This window comes from Gordonia liuliyuniae (assembly GCF_021738805.1).
GTDB classification, from domain to species: Bacteria; Actinomycetota; Actinomycetes; order Mycobacteriales; family Mycobacteriaceae; genus Gordonia; species Gordonia liuliyuniae.
Window position 1 is genome coordinate 332,247 of record NZ_JAKKOR010000011.1, and the last position, 17,729, is coordinate 349,975.

Sequence of the window (17,729 nt, forward strand, 5' to 3'; positions counted from 1 at the left end):
CAAGCGCCGTCTACACCTCGTGGCGGGGGAACACCGGGCTCGGCTTCGGCAGGGCGGTGCCCGGGGTCAACCGATCAGCGACGGCGGCGAAGGTACGCGCGTCGGCGTCGACGGCGAGGAAGTCGAGCAGGGTCGCGGTGGACGACGGCATGGCGGGCTGCGTCAGCAGCGTCACGATGCGGACTACCTCGGCGCACACGTAGAGGACGGTCCCGGTGCGGTCGAGGTCGGTCTTGGCGAGTTTCCACGGCTCCTGCGCCGAGATGTAGCGGTTCGCGTCCGCCAACACCGACCATAGGGCTTCGAGGCCGAGGTGGATCGCCTGCACGTCGAAATGTGCGCGGACGCGGTCGAGCAGTGCGTCGGCGGCGTCGAGCAGAGCCTCGTCGTCGGCGGTGAGGTCGCCCGGCTGCGGGATCGTCGACTCGAAGTACTTGCCGACCATCGACAGGGTGCGCTGCGCGAGGTTGCCGTACTCGTTCGCGAGGTCGGCGTTCTTGCGCGAGACGATCGCGTCGGCCGAGTAGGAGCCGTCCTGCCCGTAGGAGACCTCGCGGAGGAAGAAGTAGCGGACCGGATCGAGCCCGAACTCGTCGATGAGGGTGTGCGGGTCGACGACGTTGCCGATCGACTTGCTCATCTTCTCGCCTTTGTTGTTCAAGAAGCCGTGCGCGAACACCCGCTTGGGCACCGGGATGTCGGCGCTCATCAGGAACGCAGGCCAGTACACGCAGTGGAACCGGATGATGTCCTTGCCGATGATGTGCAGGTCGGCGGGCCAATAGCGCTCCAGCGTCGCCGGATCGTCCGGAAAGCCGACCCCGGTCAAGTAGTTCGTCAACGCGTCAACCCACACGTACATGACGTGGTCGGGATTGCCCGGCACCTTGACGCCCCAGTCGAACGTGGTGCGTGAGATCGACAGATCGTTGAGCCCGCCCTCGACGAATCGGGTGACCTCGTTGCGCCGCGAGTCCGGCCCGATGAAACCGGGGTTGTCGCGGTACAACTCGAGCAGCGGCTCGCTGTACTTGGAGAGCCGGAAGAAGTAGGTCTGTTCTTCGGTCCACGTCAGCTTGTGGCCGTTCTCGGTGGCGATTCGATCGCCGTCGGCGTCGACGCTCGTCTCGTCCGCGGTGAAGAACGCCTCGTCGCGCACGTCATACCAGCCGGCGTACGAGTCGAGGTAGATGTCGCCCGCCGCCTCCATCCGCTTCCAGATCTCCTCCGATGCACGATGGTGATCGGTGTCGGTGGTGCGGATGAACCGACTCAGATCGGTGCCTAGCGCGGCGTGCAGCGACTCGAAGCGGTCGGAGTTGCGGCGCGCGAGGTCCGCTGTCGACACGCCTTCGGCCTGCGCTGTCTGCTGCATCTTCTGGCCGTGCTCGTCGGTGCCCGACTGGAACCGCACGTCGTAGCCGTCGAGGGCCTTGAACCGGGCGAGCACGTCCGCCGAGATGAACTCGTAGGCGTGTCCGATGTGCGGGGCGCCGTTCGGGTATGCGATCGCGGTGGTGATGTAGAACGGCGGGGCGTCAGCAGGGGATGTCGCTGCGGCGGAAGCGTTGACCATAGTGGTCCCAGGATAGTCAGAGCGACCGGCGGTACGGTTCGCACCCTGGGGGAGCGGCGGGCGGATGCTGCGCCGCCGGCGGCGAGATCGGTTTGCGGACCGGTGCGTCGCCGAGCACGAAGCGTTCCCCGTGGTGCGCCAGTTCGATCGTCGGCCCTGACATCAAGCGGTACGTCGCCGAGGATCGGTCGACGGCGACGACGATCCGCGATTCGCGGATCATCATGCGAAAGCTCATGTACGTGAGCTGGCGGGGCAGGCGCGGAGCGAACGTGATGGTCCCGCCGAAGTCGCGCATACCGCCGAAGCCGGCGACGCAGTCGGTCCACGCGCCGGCCAGCGCCGCGATGTGAAGTCCCGACGAGACGTTCGAGTGGAGGTCGTGGAGATCGGTGAAGACCGATTCGCTCATCAGGTCGTACGCGAGGTCGAGATAGCCGACCTCGGCGGCCGTGACGGCCTCACAGCACGCCGACAGCGACGAGTCGCGGACGGTGATCGGATAGTAGTAGTCGAAGTTCGCGAGCTTCTGCGCGGGCGTGAACCGGTCGCCGAACAGGTACATCGCGAACACGAGGTCGGCCTGTTTCACGACCTGCTTGCGATACAGGTCGTAGTACGGGTAATTCAACAGCAGCGGATACCTGCCGCGAGAGCGTTCGAAGTCCCAGAGGGCCAGGAGCGTGAACGCCTCCGACTGCTGGTGGACGCCGAGCGACTCGTCGTACGGGATCACCATGTCGTCGGCGCACGAGGTCCACAGCGCTCGCTCGGCGCTGGTGACGTCGAGTTCACGGGCGACGCTGGGATGTCTGCCGACGGAGGTCACCGCGTCGCGCAACGCCTGTTGTGCGGCGAGATTGGTGAACAGGTTGTTGTTGACGATCGCCGTGTACTCGTCGGGTCCGGTGATTCCGTCGATGCGGAAACGGCCGTTGGCGTCGTGGTGGCCCAGTCCGGTGAAGAACCGTGCGATCTCGACGAGCAGTTCGACGCCGCACTCGACCTCGAACGCCTCGTCACCGGTCGCGCGGATGTAGCGGGCGGTCGCGTTCGCGATGTCGGCCGACACATGGACTCCCGCGGTGCCGGCAGGCCAATAGCCCGAACACTCGTCGCCGTTGATGGAACGCCACGGGAACATCGCACCCGTCTCACCGAGTTCGGCGGCGCGCGCCTTCGCCTTGTACATGGTGCCGTGACGCCACCGGAGTTCCTCGCCGGCTGCCGCGGGAACCGTGTACGTCAGCATCGGCAGGATGAACGTCTCGGTGTCCCAGAAGGTGTGGCCGTCGTACCCCGGGCCGGTCAGGCCCTTGGCGGGGATCGCACGCGACTGGCCGCGGGCACCCGCCTGCAAGACGTGGAACAGCGAGAACCGGATCGCCTGCTGCATCTCGGAGTCGCCGTCGATCTCGATGTCGGCGTCTGCCCAGAAGTCGTCGAGGTACGCGATCTGCTCGGCTTTGAGAGCCTCCCAGCCGGTCTCGCGACCCATCGCGATGGCGGCGTCCACCTGCGCGCGGAGCGCGGGGACGCTGCGGCGCGCGGACCAGCCGTAGCCGAGGAACTTGGTGACGACGATCTTCGAGCCCTGCGGGACGGTCGCTGCGACGGTGAGTCGGGCGAGGTCGCCGTCGGCGCGGACCGAGGTGTCGCCGGAGGAGGGCAGTTCGATCTCGTGGTCCATCGCGGCCGCGACAGACAGCCCCGATCGCTTCGTGTGGTGCACCAGGACCGCCGAGTAGTCCTCGCAGTCGGCGAGGTCGGCGACCAGCGGATTGTCGAGCGCGGCGGCCAGGCGCGGGTCGTCGGCGGCCGACTTGCCGCCGGGGCCGCCGATCGGCTCGTTCGCGAGGAGGTCGGACTGAAGCACCAGCTTCATGTCCTCACCGATCGGCTCGACCTCGTAGCGGATCGCGGCGACGGTGCGTTTGGTGAACGACACGAGACGTTCGGAACGGATCCGGACCGTGCGTCCGGTCGGCGACGTCCACAACGTCTCCCGTTTGAGCGTGCCGGTCCGGAAGTCCAGCACACGCTCGTGTTGCACGGTGCTGCCGTACCGCAGGTCCATCGGCTCGTCTTCGACGAGGAGTCGGAGGATCTTGCCGTCGGTGACGTTGACGACGGTCTGGCCCGACTCCGGGTACCCGTAACCGCTCTCCGCGTACGGCAGATCGCGCAACTCGTAGAAGCCGTTCAGATAGGTCCCCGGAACATCGACCGGTTCGCCCTCCTCGAACGTTCCGCGCAAGCCGATGTGGCCGTTCGAGAGAGCGAAGAGGGCTTCGGTGCGTCCGATGGTGTCGATGTCGAAGCCGCGCCACCGCAGTTCCCACGGATGCACGTCGAACCCGTGGTCGGGGCGTGTCCCGTGGGTCGGCACGTGCAGCGTGTCGGGGTGGCTCGAGGTGTCGCCGTGCGTGGTGTGCGCGAGATCGGCGGTGATCGGGTCCGTCACTGGCGAGAATCCTTCAGCTCTGCAGGAGGTCGTCGAGGTCTGTCACGACGATAGATGCACCGGCGGCGCGCATCGACTGGGCCTGGTCGCCGCCCACCCGGTCGATGCCGACCACGTAACCGAACGAACCGGCCGCACCGGCGGCGACACCGGAGATCGCGTCTTCGAAGACAGCCGCGCGGCCAGGGTGCACCTCCATCAGCTGCGCGCCGCGCAGATACGAGTCGGGGGCGGGTTTGCCCGCCAGCTTCTCGGCGACGATCGTGTTCCCGTCCACTCGGTGTTCGACGAACTCGGCCAGTCCTGCCGCGGCGAGGACCTTCTCGCCGTTGCGCGAGGACGTGACCACCGCGATCCGCAGCCCGGCCGCGCGCGCCGCGGTCAGATAGCGCACCGAACCCGGGTAGGCGGTGACGCCGTCGCGGTCCAGGACCGCCATGAACTCGGCGTTCTTGGCCTCGGCGATCGCGCCCGCGGTCGCGTCGTCGACGGTGATACCGCGCGAGCTGAGGAAACTGCGGACCCCGTCCAGGCGCGGTCGGCCGTCGACGAAGTCGAGGTAGTCGCGGTCGGTGAACGGCCCCGACTGGTCGCCGCGCTCGGCGAGGAACGCGTCGAAGGCGTTCCTCCACGCGGCCTTGTGAAGGACGGCGGTCGTCGTCAGAACGCCGTCCAGGTCGAAGAGTGCGACGGTGATGTCGTCAGGTAGGCCCAGCACCGCTACGACGCTACCGCTCTCCGGTGCGTGATGCGCGCGGGCGCGGCTGGTTCATCGATATGTAATCGGCTCGAAACCGGACGTCGCGGACGAGTGCGTGGACCGATGCGGCACAGTGGGCGTGTGAGTTCCAGCAAGAAGGACCGCCGCAAGACGCCCCCGCCCGACCCGGCGCCGCTGCCCGGCCTGATCGACGCGCACACGCATCTTGCGGCGTGCGGCGGTCGCACCGCCGAGGACGTCCGCGCAATCCTCGACCACGCGGAAGCGGTCGGTGTCTCGCACGTGGTGACCGTTGCCGACGACATGGTCGACGCGCGGTGGGCGGTCGCGGCCGCGCACTGGGATCCGCGGGCGTTCGCCGCCGTCGGCCTGCATCCGACGCATGCGGCCGACCTCGACGACGCGGCCCGTGCCGAACTCGAGGAGATGGTCGTCGACGAGCGGGTGGTCGCGGTCGGCGAGACGGGGCTCGACTACTACTGGACGACGCGGTCGGACGACTGTGCTGATCCGGCGACGCAACGGGATGCGTTCGCCTGGCACATCGACCTCGCCAAACGCACCGGCAAGGCGCTGATGATCCACAACCGCGACGCCGACCGGGACCTGTTGGACGTGCTGGCCGCGGAGGGCAGCCCGGACACCGTCGTCATGCATTGCTTCTCCGGAGACCGCCGCATCGCCGCCGAATGCGTCGATCGCAACTACTACTTGAGCTTTTCCGGGACTGTGACATTCAACAACTCCGACGAATTGCGTGCCGCAGCCGACATCACCCCGGCAGAGCGGATGTTGGTGGAGACCGACGCCCCCTTCCTGACCCCGCATCCCTACCGTGGCCAGCCAAATCAGTCGTATTGCCTCCCGTACACGGCGCGTGCTCTGGCGTCGGTGAAGGGGCTCGACGACGAGGAGATGGCTGCCGTCCTGACGGCGAACACGAGACGCGCTTACGCGGTTACGTTGCGGTAACCACACCCGGTTCGTTACCGTATCGTGATCCCGGAACCCGTCAGGATGAATGAGCCTTGTCTGTTTTCACACGTATCAACGCGTCTACTTCCATGCGTGCCCGCCTCGCGGTGGCCGCAGTCGCCTCCACTGTGGCGGCCGGTGCCATCACCGGCGCCGTCATGCACCGCGAGGTGACCCTCGCCGTCGACGGCGAGAAGACCACGGTGCAGACCATGGCGTTCTCCGTCGAAGACGTCCTGAGCGACAACGGCGTTGAGCCGGCGAGCGGTGACCTGATCAGCGCACCGCTCTCGAGTTCGCTGAGTGACGGGCAGACGATCCAGGTCGATCGCCTCAAGCAGGTCACCCTGCTCATCGACGGCAAGCCGGAGACCGTGACGACTAACGCGTCGGATGTTCGCGAGGTGCTCGCCGAACAGGGCCTGAGCGCCAGCGTCGTCGACGGCAGCCTCGACTCCCCGCTTCCGGTCGAAGGCGGTGACCTCGACGTGATCCTTCCCAAGCGTGTCGTCCTACGCGACGGCACCGACGTCTCGCGGCCGACGATCGCCGCGAAGACCGTCGCCGACCTGTTGGACGCGTCGGGTAATCCGCTCTCACCCACGGACAAGGTGGTTCCTGCCGCGGGCACCCCGGTCAGCAAGGACATGGTCATCAAGGTGACCCGTATCCGTACCGAGGACGTCACGGTCGACGAGGACGTCAAGTCCCCGGAGATCGAGCAGAAGGACCCCGAACTGACCACCGGCAAGCGCGAGGTCGTCAAGAAGGGCAAGCCCGGCAAAGCAAAGGTGACGTACAAGATCACCACGCGAAACGGCAAGGTCACCAAGAAGGTCAAGCTTTCCGAGCAGGTCTTGGAGAAGCCGACTCCCAGCACTGTTCGAGTCGGAACCAAACCGGGTGCACCGCACGTCCCGTACGGCGTTTGGGATCGTCTCGCCCAGTGCGAGTCGACCGGCAACTGGGCGGTCAACAGCGGAAACGGCTTCTACGGAGGCATCCAGTTCGACCAGAACACCTGGGACCGCTGGGGCGGGCAGGAGTACGCGCCGCGCGCCGACCTGGCGACCCGCGAAGAGCAGATCGCGATCGCCAAGAAGACCCAGGCCGCACAGGGCTGGGGAGCGTGGCCGTCGTGCACGTCGCAGCTGGGGATGCGCTGACGCCTATCCTGGGAGCTATGCCTCCCCGACTCCTCGGTCCGGCCGAGATCCGCGCATTGGCCGCGGACCTGGACGTCCGACCCACGAAGACTCTCGGACAGAACTTCGTCCATGACGCGAACACGGTGCGCCGCATCGTGTCGTCGTCCGGTGTCGGCGCCGACGACGTCGTCCTCGAGGTCGGGCCGGGTCTGGGTTCGCTGACTCTCGCGCTACTCGGTGCAGCGGGCCGCGTGGTGGCCGTGGAGATCGATCCGAAGCTGGCGGCACGTCTGCCTCAGACCATCGGCGACTACGCGCCCGACCAGGTGGACGCGTTCGATGTCGTCACCGCCGACGCGCTCACCGTCGAACCAGCAGACCTGCCGGTCGCGCCGACAGCGCTGGTGGCGAACCTGCCGTACAACGTCGCCGTTCCCGTCCTGCTGAATCTGATGGCGAAGTTCCCGACTCTGCGGACCGCGCTCGTCATGGTGCAGGCCGAGGTTGCCGACCGGTTGGCGGCCACCCCGGGCGGCCGCATTTACGGGGTGCCGAGCGTCAAAGCCAGGTATTACGGCGACGTCTCGCGCGCGGGTTCGATCGGCAAGCATGTGTTCTGGCCGGAGCCGAAGATCGAGTCGGGCCTCGTCCGGATCGAACGGACCGACCGGTTCGGACTCGACCCGGAGCACCGCCGTCTCACCTTCGCAGCGATCGACGCGGCGTTCGCCCAACGACGCAAGACCATGCGGTCGGCGTTGGCGACCTGGGCCGGCAGCCCGGCGCGCGCCGAAGAACTCCTCCGCGCCGCCGACATCGACCCGCAGATCCGCGGAGAACGGCTCGCCGTCGACGACTTCGTCCGGCTCGCCGAATCCGCAGCGTCAGCAGCGCGCTGCGAACCGTCATGATCGGCGGCGCAACCGCACGGGTCCCCGCGAAGATCAACCTGCACCTGGGCGTGGGACCGCTCCGAGACGACGGATTCCACGAACTGGCGACACTGTTCTGCGCGCTCGGCATGTACGACGATGTGACTGTGCGCCCGGCGGACGCCTTGAGCGTCACCGTGACCGGCGACAACCGCCGAGCGGTCCCGGCGGACGCCTCGAACCTCGCGGCGAAGGCCGTGATCGCTCTGGGCGAGCGGATCGGCCGCGAGCCGAACGTCACGATCGCCATCGACAAGCACATTCCCGTAGCGGGTGGCATGGCTGGCGGTTCGGCCGATGCGGCCGGCGCCCTGGTCGCCGCGGCTCGGCTGTGGCGGGTCGATCTACCGCGCACCGAACTGCTCGACATCGCGGCGACGCTCGGCTCGGACGTTCCGTTCTCGCTGACCGGCGGGACGGCGCTCGGCACCGGGCGCGGGGAACAGTTGCTGCCGGTACTGCACCGCGGCGAGTTCCACTGGGTGCTCGCGGTGTCGGGGATCGGGCTCTCGACGCCCGACGTTTACCGAGAACTCGACCGGCTGCGAGCCGACGGCGACCGCCCGACGGACGCGTTGACGGCTCGGCCCGACGATCTGATGGTCGCCATCGCATCCGGTGATGTGCACACGGTGGCCCCGTTGCTCCACAATGATCTGCAGCCGGCCGCACTGTCGCTACAGCCGCTGCTGCGCAGGACGCTGCGGGCCGGCCGTGAGGCCGGAGCCTTGGCGGGCATCGTCTCAGGTTCTGGACCCACCTGCGCGTTCCTGTGCGCGGACCTCGACGCCGCGGTCCGCGTCGCCGCGGAACTGTCCGGCTCGGGCGTGGCCAAAGCGGTCCGGACCGCATCGGGTCCGGTGGCCGGAGCGCGGTTGGTGCCGGTCGACGGGCACTGATCTCATACAGGACACACAGGGGATACAGGACACACAGGACGGTTCTGGCGCACACGGATCCGACACACACGAAACGGGAGTACATGGCCTCGGTCAACAACGGCACCAACACCTCGCTGATCACTGCGGAGAAGATCAGTAAGAGCTTCGGCATCAAACCGTTGCTCGACGAGGTGAGCGTCGGCGTCCACGAGGGCGAACGGATCGGCGTCGTCGGACTCAACGGCGGCGGTAAAACAACGCTGCTGGAAATCCTCGCCGGGATCACCGAACCCGACGACGGACGGGTGTCCCGCGTCGGTGGGGCCGTCGTCGCCACGGTCACCCAGCGCGGCGACATGCCCGCCGACCGCACCGTCGCCGACGTCGTCGTCGGCGTGGGAGTGGCCGAACACGAGTGGGCATCGGACGCCCGAATCCGCGGGATCATCGAAGGCATCGGCGTCGACGGCCTGCTCGACCGCAGGGTGAGCGAACTGTCCGGCGGACAGCGGCGTCGTACCGCGTTGGCGGCAGCCCTGGTTACCGAAGCCGACCTGCTGATCCTCGACGAGCCGACCAACCACCTCGACATCGAAGGGGTCTACTGGCTGGCCGAGCACCTGACGAACCGGAGCAGTGCGCTGATCGTCGTGACGCACGACCGCTGGTTCCTCGACACCGTCGCGACCCGCACCTGGGAGGTCCACTCCGGCCGCGTCGACGAGTACGAGGGCGGCTACAACGACTGGGTCTTCGCCCGTGCCGAACGCGTCCGCCAGGCCGACGCGGCCGAGGAACGTCGCCGCAACCTGGCGCGCAAGGAACTCGCCTGGCTGCGTCGTGGCGCACCCGCCCGCACCTCGAAGCCCAAGTATCGGGTGGAGGCCGCCGAGAAGCTGATCTCGGACGTCCCGCCGCCGCGTGACAGCGTCGCGTTGTCGGCGTTCGCGAAACGACGCCTCGGACGGGTCGCGATCGAGTTGGAGGATGCGCAGCTGCGGGCGCCGTCCTCGGACGGTGAGCCAGGCCGCGTGCTGCTGGCGGACACGACGTGGCGGTTGGCGCCGGGGGAGCGGATCGGGCTGGTCGGTGTCAACGGCTCCGGCAAGACGACGCTGCTGCGTGCCCTCGCGGGCGACGTCCCCGTTGATCCGGGCAAACGCATCGAAGGCAAGACGGTCTCCATCGGCTGGCTCCGGCAGGAACTCGACGATCTCGACGAGTCGCTGCGCGTGCTCGACGTCGTCGAGAACGTGGCAGGCCACATCATGTTGGGCGACAAGGAGCTGTCGGCGAGTCAGCTCGCCGAGCGTCTCGGGTTCTCGCCTGCTCGACAGCGCACGCCCGTCGGCGACCTGTCCGGCGGCGAGCGACGTCGACTCCAGCTCACCGTCGTCCTGATGGGCGAGCCGAACGTGCTGTTGCTCGACGAGCCGACCAATGACCTCGACATCGACACCCTCCAGCAAGTCGAGGACCTCCTCGACTCATGGGCGGGCACGCTCGTGGTGATCAGCCACGACCGGTACCTGGTGGAGCGGATCTGTGACTCGACGTGGGCGCTGTTCGGCGACGGCGAGCTGACGAACCTGCCGCGCGGAATCGACCAGTATCTCGAGCGGCGGGCAGTGGACGCGCAGAAGTCGACGAAGTCCACGGCGAAAGCGCACAAGACGACCTCGGCTGATCAGTCGTCGTCCGACGTCACCATGTCGGCGGCCGAGCACCAGGCGGCACGCAAGGAGTTCAACGCCGTCGAACGCAAGATGGCGAAGCTATCGGCGCAGGTCGCCACGCTGCATGATCAGATGGCCGCACACGATCAGGGCGACTACACCGGGCTCGGTGAACTCACCGAGAAGCTGCGGGCCGCGCAGGCCGAGACCGAGGAACTCGAAGAGCGCTGGCTGGAACTCTCGGAGATCGTCGGCTGACGTAGCGTTGTGGCCATGTCTTACATCCGTACCTCGGTGAGCAACGGCGTCGGCGAGATCGTCCTCGACCGCCCGAAAGCGCTCAACGCGCTCGACCAGACGATGATCGACGACCTGCACGAGACTCTCGTCGGGTGGGGGGACGACGATGCCGTCGAGACGGTTCTCGTCACGTCGGCGAGTGACCGCGCGTTCTGTGCGGGCGGCGACATCCGCGCGATCCGTGACAGCGCGCTCGCGGGCGATGCCGCCGCCGTCACCAAGTATTTCGCGAGCGAGTACCGCGTCAACCAGTTGATCGCCGAATACCCGAAGCCGTACGTCGCGCTCATCGACGGCGCCGCGATGGGCGGCGGCCTCGGTATCAGTGTGCACGGCGAGATCCGCATCGTCACAGAGAAGGCGATGATCGCCATGCCGGAGACAGCCATCGGCTTCTTTCCGGACGTGGGCGCCACCTACTTCTTGTCGCGGCTACCCGCAGGCGTGGGCATGTGGCTCGGCCTGACCGGTGCGCGGCTGCGCGGCGCGGACGCCGTCGCAGTTGGCCTCGCCACGCACTATGTGCCGTCCGAGGATCTAGGCGTCGTCGCGGACACCATCCGGTCGGGCGCAGGACTCGCGGAGGCTCTCGCCGAGCACCGGGATCCGGTCGAGTCGACGTTGCCGCTCCGGAAGATCGCCGACTACTTCGGCGACGTCAGCGTTGACGGTGTGGTCGGCGGCTTGCGCGGCGCGGTTGGCGACGAGTGGGCCGAGGAGATGTTGACCCTCCTGGGGTCGGCGTCGCCGACGAGCCTATTCGTCACCGCGCGACTCCTCGAACTCGGCGAGGCGTCGTCGCTCGCCGAATGCCTGGAGCGCGAACTGTCGACCGCGGAGAAGATCACCGCCCACCCCGACTTCGCCGAAGGCGTCCGCGCGGTCCTCGTCGACAAGGACCGGGACCCGTCGTTCGTCCCCCCGACCATCGAAGAGGTGTCCGCCGAGTCCATCGCGGCCCTCGTCAACGAATAGAGGTCCGCTCCTCCTGCTGGTCGAACTGGTCGAGGTCCCTACCGCACCACGTCGAATCGTCCGGAGAGGTCGGCGGTACGCGGTGACGACGTGGGTGCGGGTTCGTCGTCGTACGGGACGTCGTCGGACGGCGAGAACGGGTTCGCGCTCTGTTCGATCGCCTCGGGGCAGTCGAAGCGTCCGGTGGCACGCTGTTCGGTCACTTGCGTGAGAGTCAGCGAACAGGTCGACGCCGCATAGTAGGCGCCGTCGACGGAGACTCCGACCTTCGCGCTGATCGGGTCAGTCAGCTTGCCTGCGGGCGGGGAACCGGGGATGCGGCCGCCGGTGAGGGCGGACGACAGGAACTCGAACTGGCCGCCCTCACCTCCGCCTCCCGAGAAAGTGAACAGCAGGGTGTCGGGTGGTACTCCGACGGCGGCGTTGCCCCATTTCAGGAACTCGATGCACTGATCGTCGCCGCGGGACGGTTCGACCCTGACCTGCATCACGCCGTGCGCGTACCGCAGGCCGTGCACCCTGCGGTCGACTGTTCCGGTCCGGGTGGCGGCGTCGCAGTCGTCGAGGGAAAGCCGCTGCGCCTCGGACGGCTGCGGCGGGCGCGACGGTTCGTCGGGGTCGGACGATCCGCACGCCGCGAGCGCGACGGCGCAGGCGGCGGCGTACACGACCGGGGTCGCCGCCCGCCGCGCGCGCATGTCAGTCGGCCGCGGCGACGAGCGGTTCCAGGACGAGGTCGGAGTGTTCCTTCTCGATGTACTGGAGACGCCATTTGTCGCTGAACAAGGCAAGGATCGCGCCGTCGCTGCGGGTGAACACTTCCACGCCGCGCTGCTTGGTGAGCTCGGGTGCGCTCGCCTCGTCGGTACGGCGGGCCAGTGAGTAGCCGAGCGGTTCGATGATGGTGTCGACGTTGAACTCGGCCTTCATCCGAGCGGTCACGACCTCGAACTGCATGGGGCCGACGGCGGCGAGGACCGGGGACGCGTCGCCGCGCAGATCGTTGCGCAGCACCTGGACGACGCCCTCGGCATCGAGTTGGTCGATGGCCTTGCGGAACTGCTTGTACTTGTCGGCCGTCGTCACGCGCAGTGACGAGAAGTGTTCGGGCGCGAACGACGGGATCGGCGGAAACTGGACCTTCGGATCCAGGTAGAGGGTGTCGCCGGGGGCGAGCGCCATCGCGTTGACGAGACCGACGACGTCGCCGGGGAACGCGGTGTCGACGGTCGCTCGGTCGCGGCCGAAGACGGCTTGCGCGTACTTGGTGGCGAACGGTTTCCCGGTCTGCGCGTGGTTGACCACCATGCCGCGCTCGAACTCGCCGGAGACGATGCGCATGTAGGCGAGACGGTCGCGGTGCGAGCTGTCCATGCCGGCCTGCACCTTGAAGACGACGGCGCTGAACGGGTCGGTGACCTCGCGGGTGCTCTCGTCGATCGCGACGCGCCCGCGCGGCGGGGGAGCGAACTCGACGAGCGCCTCCAATAGTTGGCGGACACCGAAGTTGAGCATCGCCGACGTGAAGATCATCGGCGACGTCTGGCCTGCCAGGAACATCTCCTGGTCGTGATCCTGGCCGAGTTCGCCGAGCAGTTCGCTCTCCTCGGCTGCCGCGATCCACGCGGCGCCCTCGGTGGCACGAGCGGTCTCGGCGTCGAGGATGTCCTCGGGCGCGATCTTCGCGCCGCCTGCAGTGCGCGTGAACTTGATGTACTCGCCGGTGCGGCGGTCGAGCAGGCCGCGGTAGTCGCCCGCGATGCCGACCGGGACGTACAGCGGGGTCGGGATGAGGCCGATGCGATCGCTGATCTCGTCGATCAGTTCCAGCGGCGTCTGGCCGGGGCGGTCCCACTTGTTGACGACGGTGATCACCGGGATGCCGCGGTGGCGGCACACTTGGAACAGTTTCAGTGTCTGCGGCTCGAGGCCCTTCGCGGCGTCGATCAGCATGACGGCGGCGTCGACCGCGGTCAGCACACGGTAGGTGTCCTCGGAGAAGTCGGAGTGGCCCGGCGTGTCGACGAGGTTGATGACGTGCGGAAAATCGTCGTCGTCGCCCGACGCCGAGTATTTGAACTGGAGGGCGGTGGAACTGACGGAGATGCCGCGCGCCTTCTCCATCTCCATCCAGTCCGACACCGTCGAGCGTCGACCGCCCTTGCCGTGCACGGCGCCGGCCTCGCTGATCATGCGGGCGTGCAACGCCAACGCCTCGGTCATCGTCGACTTACCGGCGTCGGGGTGGGAGATGATGGCGAACGTGCGACGGCGCTTGACTTCACGCCCGATGACCTCGGAACTCACTCGTCTACGCTATCGGTCCGCAGGTCGTTGCGGCAAAAGAGGGGGCAGATCGTTCACTGCCCTGGAAATCGCGTTGGACGATTGAACGTCCGATCGCCCAACGCGATATTCGGGGCAGTGCGGAGCTGGCGAGTTCGATTCTCGCTACTCGAACGGGATCGGCGGCATGGTGACGACCTGAGCCGCGTAGCTCAGACCCGCGCCGTAGCCGAGCAGCAGGGCGGTGTCGCCGGGCTTGGCCTGACCGGTCGAGAGCATGGTCTCCATGGCGAGGGGGATCGATGCCGCAGACGTGTTGCCGGTGGTCTCGATGTCGTTGGCGACGACGGTCGACGCCGGGAACTTGAGGCTCTTGGCGAGCAACTCGTTGATGCGCGTGTTCGCCTGGTGGGGGACGAACACGTCGATCTCGGAGGCGTCGACCTTCGCGACGTCGAGCGCGCGCTGAGCCGCTTTGCCCATCTCGAACGCGGCCCACCGGAAGACGGCGGTGCCCTGAAGGCGGATGTACGGCCGTTGCGCGTGGTCGTCGCCGTCGAGGTAGCTCAGCCAGTCGATGTCCTGACGGATCGCGTCGAACTGGGTGCCGTCACTGCCCCAGATCACCGGGCCGAGTCCTTGCTGGTCGGTCGGGCCGACCACGACGGCGCCTGCGCCGTCGCCGAAGATGAAGCAGTTGCCGCGATCGGTCATGTCGAGCGTCACCGACAACTGCTCGGCGCCGATGACGAGCACGTTGGTCGCGCTGCCGCCGCGCACCATGTCGCCTGCCAACGCCATCGCGTAGCCGAATCCAGCGCAGCCGACGGTCACGTCGAACGCCGGGACACCGTTGGCGCCGAGTTCGGTCGCGATCTTCACCGCGCCGGCGGGCGTCTGTAGCAGGTGTGTGTTCGTGGCGAGGATGACGGCGTCGATGTCGGCCCCGGACAGCAGTGCGTTCGCGATCGCGGTGCGGCCGGCGTTGACGCCCATCTCGACGACTGTCTCGTCGCGACGTGCGAACCGACGCGACTTGATCCCGGTGCGCGTGTAGATCCATTCGTCGGACGAGTCGACGTTCTCGCAGATCTCATCATTGGTGACGACACGTTCGGGTCGGTACGCGCCGATCCCGAGCATCCCGATCTTGGTGATACCGGTCGCTTCATGCAGTTGGACCATGGACGATCTCCTTTGAGTTCCCGTCTGTGACTACTCACGGTCTCACGTAAACCGGGCTACCGGGAAGTACCGGCTACCGTAAAGGTATGTCTGCAGGTACGACGCGGCTGTTACTGCTCGGCGCGGTGAGCCTGTTCGAGCCGGTGAACGGCTACCAGATCCGGCGCGAGCTCCTGTCGTGGCGGGTGGACGAGTGGGCGAGCACGCGGCCGGGCTCGATTTATCACGGGTTGCGCAGGCTGGCGGAGGACGGATTGCTGCGTGCGACGGCTGTCGACGACGACGGGCGTGACGTCGTCGTCTACGAGATCACGCCGGACGGTCGGACGCGGCTGGAGACGTTGATCGTCGAATCGATCGAGTCGGTCAACGTATTCGACCGTCGGGCGTTCCTAGCCGCGTTCAGCTTGTTGCCGACGCTCGGCGAGCAGCGTGCGCGCGCAGCGCTGACCAACCGGCGCACCGCGCTCATCGACGCCCTGGACGAACTGGTCGCGGGTCGGTCCGACGAGTACTCCCCGCCGCACGCCAAACGCACCCTTGATCTGTGGACCCGGCTGGCGTGCACCGAACGCGAATGGATCGACGCCGTGTTCGACGGGTGGGACGACATGCGGTCGACGTTCGACCAGGCGTGGGCACCGCCCTCGGACGACCCGGGCCCCGAGATGCTCGTCGAGCGCGACCGATATCTGCGTGCGCTGCGCACACGATGATTGTCGGAGGCTGCTGCTAAACCTGTTGACACGTTCGAACGACGCGAACATCATTGAGTTGATCAAATTTGAGCACGGGGTTAATCCGGAGGAAGTGACTCGCGAATGATCCACGCCAGGGGACTTGTCCAGACGTTCACAACAGGAAGAGGCAAACAGACCAAAAAGGTCCGCGCGGTCGACGGCGTCGACCTCGACATCGCCGAAGGGGAAGTCGTCGGCTTCCTCGGCCCGAACGGTGCGGGTAAGACCACCACGCTCCGGATGCTGACCACGCTTCTGCGACCGACGGAGGGGACCGCGACCGTCAACGGCTATGACGTCCTCACCCAGCCGGTTCACGTCCGACGCAGCATCGGATACGTGTCGCAGGCCGGATCGACGTTCTCGCAGGCATTGGCGGGCGACGAGGTCAGCGACCACGGACAGCTGTACGGGATGTCGCGACGCGACGCCGTCGCCCGAGGCAAAGAGCTGTTCAACGAACTCCAGCTCGACGGGCTGTGGGATCGCATGCCCAAGAACATGTCGGGCGGCCAGAAGCGTCGGCTCGACATCGTCATGGGGTTGATCCACGATCCGACCCTCGTGTTCCTCGACGAGCCGACCACCGGACTCGATCCGCAGGCGCGCGCCAATCTGTGGGAGCACATCGCCAAGCTGCGGTCGGACCGGGGAGCCACCGTGTTCCTGACGACTCACTATCTCGACGAGGCCGATGCGCTGTCGGACCGCATTCTCATCATCGACAACGGTCGCATCGTCGCCGCCGACACCCCGGAGAACCTGAAGTCGCAGGTGTCCGGAGACCTCGTCCGGCTCGAGTTCGGCGACGCGGCGCACGTGGCCGGGGCTGCGACGTCGCTCGCAACGATCGGCACCGACGTCCAGATCGACGGCACCGCGGTGAGCGCTCGCGTCCGCGGGTCGGGCCGGGTGGTGCCCGGTCTTCTCCGCGACCTGGACTCGCACGGCACCATCCTGGAAGGCATCGAGATCGTCAAACCCACGCTCGACGACGTCTTCCTCACCCTGACCGGTCGTTCGCTGCGCGACGACACCCCGGCCGAGGACTCGTCGACCGACGCGATCGCCGGCACCGAGAAGGAGGCCGTGTGATGGCGTTCGCCACCGAGTCGTACGTTGTGTTCCGTCGCCAGCTGCGGATGAATCTACGTAACCCGGCCTGGGTGCTGATCGGCATCATGCAGCCGGTGATGTACCTGCTGCTGTTCGGCCCGTTGCTCAAACCGCTGGTCGCGCAGTTCCCCGGCGCGGGAGACAACGCCTACACCTTCTTCGTCCCCGGACTGCTCGTCCAGCTGGGCATCTTCGGCGCGATGTTCGCGGGCTTCAGCCTCATCGGGGAATGGCGCGAGGGCGTCATCGAGGCCGAACGGGTGACTCCGGCCAGCCGCACGGCACTGTTGTTCGGACGCATCCTGCGCGATCTGTTGCAACTGCTGGTCCAGGCGCTCATCCTCGTCGGCCTCGGGTACGCGATGGGCATGCGCGGGTCGCTCGGCGGGGTGTTCGTCGGCCTCGTCATCACCTTGCTCGTCGGCGGAGCCTGTGCTGCCGCGTCGAACGCGTTGGCGTTGACCACTAAGAGCGAGGACGTCATGGCACCGGTCATCAACATGGTGATGATGCCGATCCTGCTGCTCTCGGGCATCCTGCTGCCGATGACGATCGGCCCCGACTGGCTGCAGCGGATCAGCGACTTCATCCCGTTCCGGTGGATCACCGACGGTGTCCGCAGTTCGTTCCTCGGCGACGTCATATCGAGCCAAGTCGGCTGGGGTCTTCTCGCCGCGCTGATCTTGAGCGCCCTCGGCACGTGGTGGGGGACCGCCGTGTTCCGGAAGGAGAACGCATAGGGCTCCCCCTGCCT

The 17,729-nt window shown here is 67.2% G+C and carries 15 protein-coding genes; 9 read left to right on the plus strand and 6 right to left on the minus strand.

What is annotated here, in order from left to right; all coding sequences use genetic code 11:
- Positions 1-10: 10 nt before the first annotated feature.
- The 3 genes from metG to L5G33_RS15635 all read right to left on the minus strand — a co-directional run bounded on the left by metG (position 11) and on the right by L5G33_RS15635 (position 4,758).
- On the minus strand, positions 11-1,576 hold the full coding sequence (gene metG / locus L5G33_RS15625; protein WP_236999103.1) for a methionine--tRNA ligase: 1,566 nt from the start codon (positions 1,574-1,576) through the stop codon (positions 11-13).
- A 16-nt stretch (positions 1,577-1,592) separates the two neighbouring features.
- Positions 1,593-3,965 carry a glycoside hydrolase family 65 protein gene (locus L5G33_RS15630; protein ID WP_236999171.1) on the minus strand — a complete coding sequence of 791 codons (2,373 nt, stop codon included), beginning with the start codon at positions 3,963-3,965 and terminating at the stop codon, positions 1,593-1,595.
- Between the two features lie 88 nt (positions 3,966-4,053).
- Positions 4,054-4,758 carry an HAD family hydrolase gene (locus L5G33_RS15635; protein WP_236999104.1) on the minus strand — a complete coding sequence of 235 codons (705 nt, stop codon included), beginning with the start codon at positions 4,756-4,758 and terminating at the stop codon, positions 4,054-4,056.
- A 105-nt stretch (positions 4,759-4,863) separates the two neighbouring features.
- Between L5G33_RS15635 and L5G33_RS15640 the strand changes: the two genes are divergently transcribed.
- The 6 genes from L5G33_RS15640 to L5G33_RS15665 all read left to right on the plus strand — a co-directional run bounded on the left by L5G33_RS15640 (position 4,864) and on the right by L5G33_RS15665 (position 11,648).
- On the plus strand, positions 4,864-5,733 hold the full coding sequence (locus L5G33_RS15640; RefSeq protein ID WP_236999105.1) for a TatD family hydrolase: 870 nt from the start codon (positions 4,864-4,866) through the stop codon (positions 5,731-5,733).
- A 92-nt stretch (positions 5,734-5,825) separates the two neighbouring features.
- Positions 5,826-6,902, plus strand: a complete 1,077-nt coding sequence (locus tag L5G33_RS15645; RefSeq protein ID WP_236999106.1) for a resuscitation-promoting factor — start codon at positions 5,826-5,828, stop codon at positions 6,900-6,902.
- A 17-nt stretch (positions 6,903-6,919) separates the two neighbouring features.
- On the plus strand, positions 6,920-7,795 hold the full coding sequence (gene rsmA, locus L5G33_RS15650; RefSeq protein ID WP_236999107.1) for a 16S rRNA (adenine(1518)-N(6)/adenine(1519)-N(6))-dimethyltransferase RsmA: 876 nt from the start codon (positions 6,920-6,922) through the stop codon (positions 7,793-7,795).
- Entirely contained in the window at positions 7,792-8,715 is a 924-nt protein-coding gene (locus L5G33_RS15655) for a 4-(cytidine 5'-diphospho)-2-C-methyl-D-erythritol kinase (protein WP_236999108.1), read from the plus strand. The genes rsmA and L5G33_RS15655 overlap by 4 nt, the downstream gene beginning before the upstream one ends.
- Before the next feature lie 83 nt (positions 8,716-8,798).
- A complete protein-coding gene (locus L5G33_RS15660; protein WP_236999109.1) occupies positions 8,799-10,631 on the plus strand; it encodes an ABC-F family ATP-binding cassette domain-containing protein in 1,833 nt (610 codons plus the stop codon).
- 15 nt (positions 10,632-10,646) lie between these two features.
- Positions 10,647-11,648 carry an enoyl-CoA hydratase/isomerase family protein gene (locus tag L5G33_RS15665; protein ID WP_236999110.1) on the plus strand — a complete coding sequence of 334 codons (1,002 nt, stop codon included), beginning with the start codon at positions 10,647-10,649 and terminating at the stop codon, positions 11,646-11,648.
- Between the two features lie 38 nt (positions 11,649-11,686).
- Here the strand turns inward: L5G33_RS15665 and L5G33_RS15670 are convergent, their stop codons facing one another.
- The 3 genes from L5G33_RS15670 to L5G33_RS15680 all read right to left on the minus strand — a co-directional run bounded on the left by L5G33_RS15670 (position 11,687) and on the right by L5G33_RS15680 (position 15,119).
- Entirely contained in the window at positions 11,687-12,346 is a 660-nt protein-coding gene (locus L5G33_RS15670) for a hypothetical protein (RefSeq protein WP_236999111.1), read from the minus strand.
- 1 nt (position 12,347) lies between these two features.
- The gene (locus tag L5G33_RS15675) at positions 12,348-13,955 is read right to left on the minus strand and encodes a peptide chain release factor 3 (protein WP_236999112.1); all 1,608 of its coding nucleotides are present in this window, start codon (positions 13,953-13,955) and stop codon (positions 12,348-12,350) included.
- A 144-nt stretch (positions 13,956-14,099) separates the two neighbouring features.
- Positions 14,100-15,119 carry a beta-ketoacyl-ACP synthase III gene (locus L5G33_RS15680; protein WP_236999113.1) on the minus strand — a complete coding sequence of 340 codons (1,020 nt, stop codon included), beginning with the start codon at positions 15,117-15,119 and terminating at the stop codon, positions 14,100-14,102.
- Positions 15,120-15,205: 86 nt separating this feature from the next.
- Here L5G33_RS15680 and L5G33_RS15685 point away from each other — a divergent pair, with 86 nt between their 5' ends.
- The 3 genes from L5G33_RS15685 to L5G33_RS15695 all read left to right on the plus strand — a co-directional run bounded on the left by L5G33_RS15685 (position 15,206) and on the right by L5G33_RS15695 (position 17,715).
- Complete coding sequence (locus L5G33_RS15685; protein WP_236999114.1) at positions 15,206-15,835, plus strand: PadR family transcriptional regulator; 630 nt, start codon at positions 15,206-15,208, stop codon at positions 15,833-15,835.
- 105 nt (positions 15,836-15,940) lie between these two features.
- On the plus strand, positions 15,941-16,954 hold the full coding sequence (locus L5G33_RS15690) for an ATP-binding cassette domain-containing protein (RefSeq protein WP_236999115.1): 1,014 nt from the start codon (positions 15,941-15,943) through the stop codon (positions 16,952-16,954).
- Positions 16,954-17,715, plus strand: coding sequence for an ABC transporter permease (locus tag L5G33_RS15695; RefSeq protein WP_236999116.1), 762 nt, complete (start codon positions 16,954-16,956; stop codon positions 17,713-17,715). Before L5G33_RS15690 ends, L5G33_RS15695 begins: the two co-directional genes overlap by 1 nt.
- Positions 17,716-17,729: the final 14 nt, after the last annotated feature.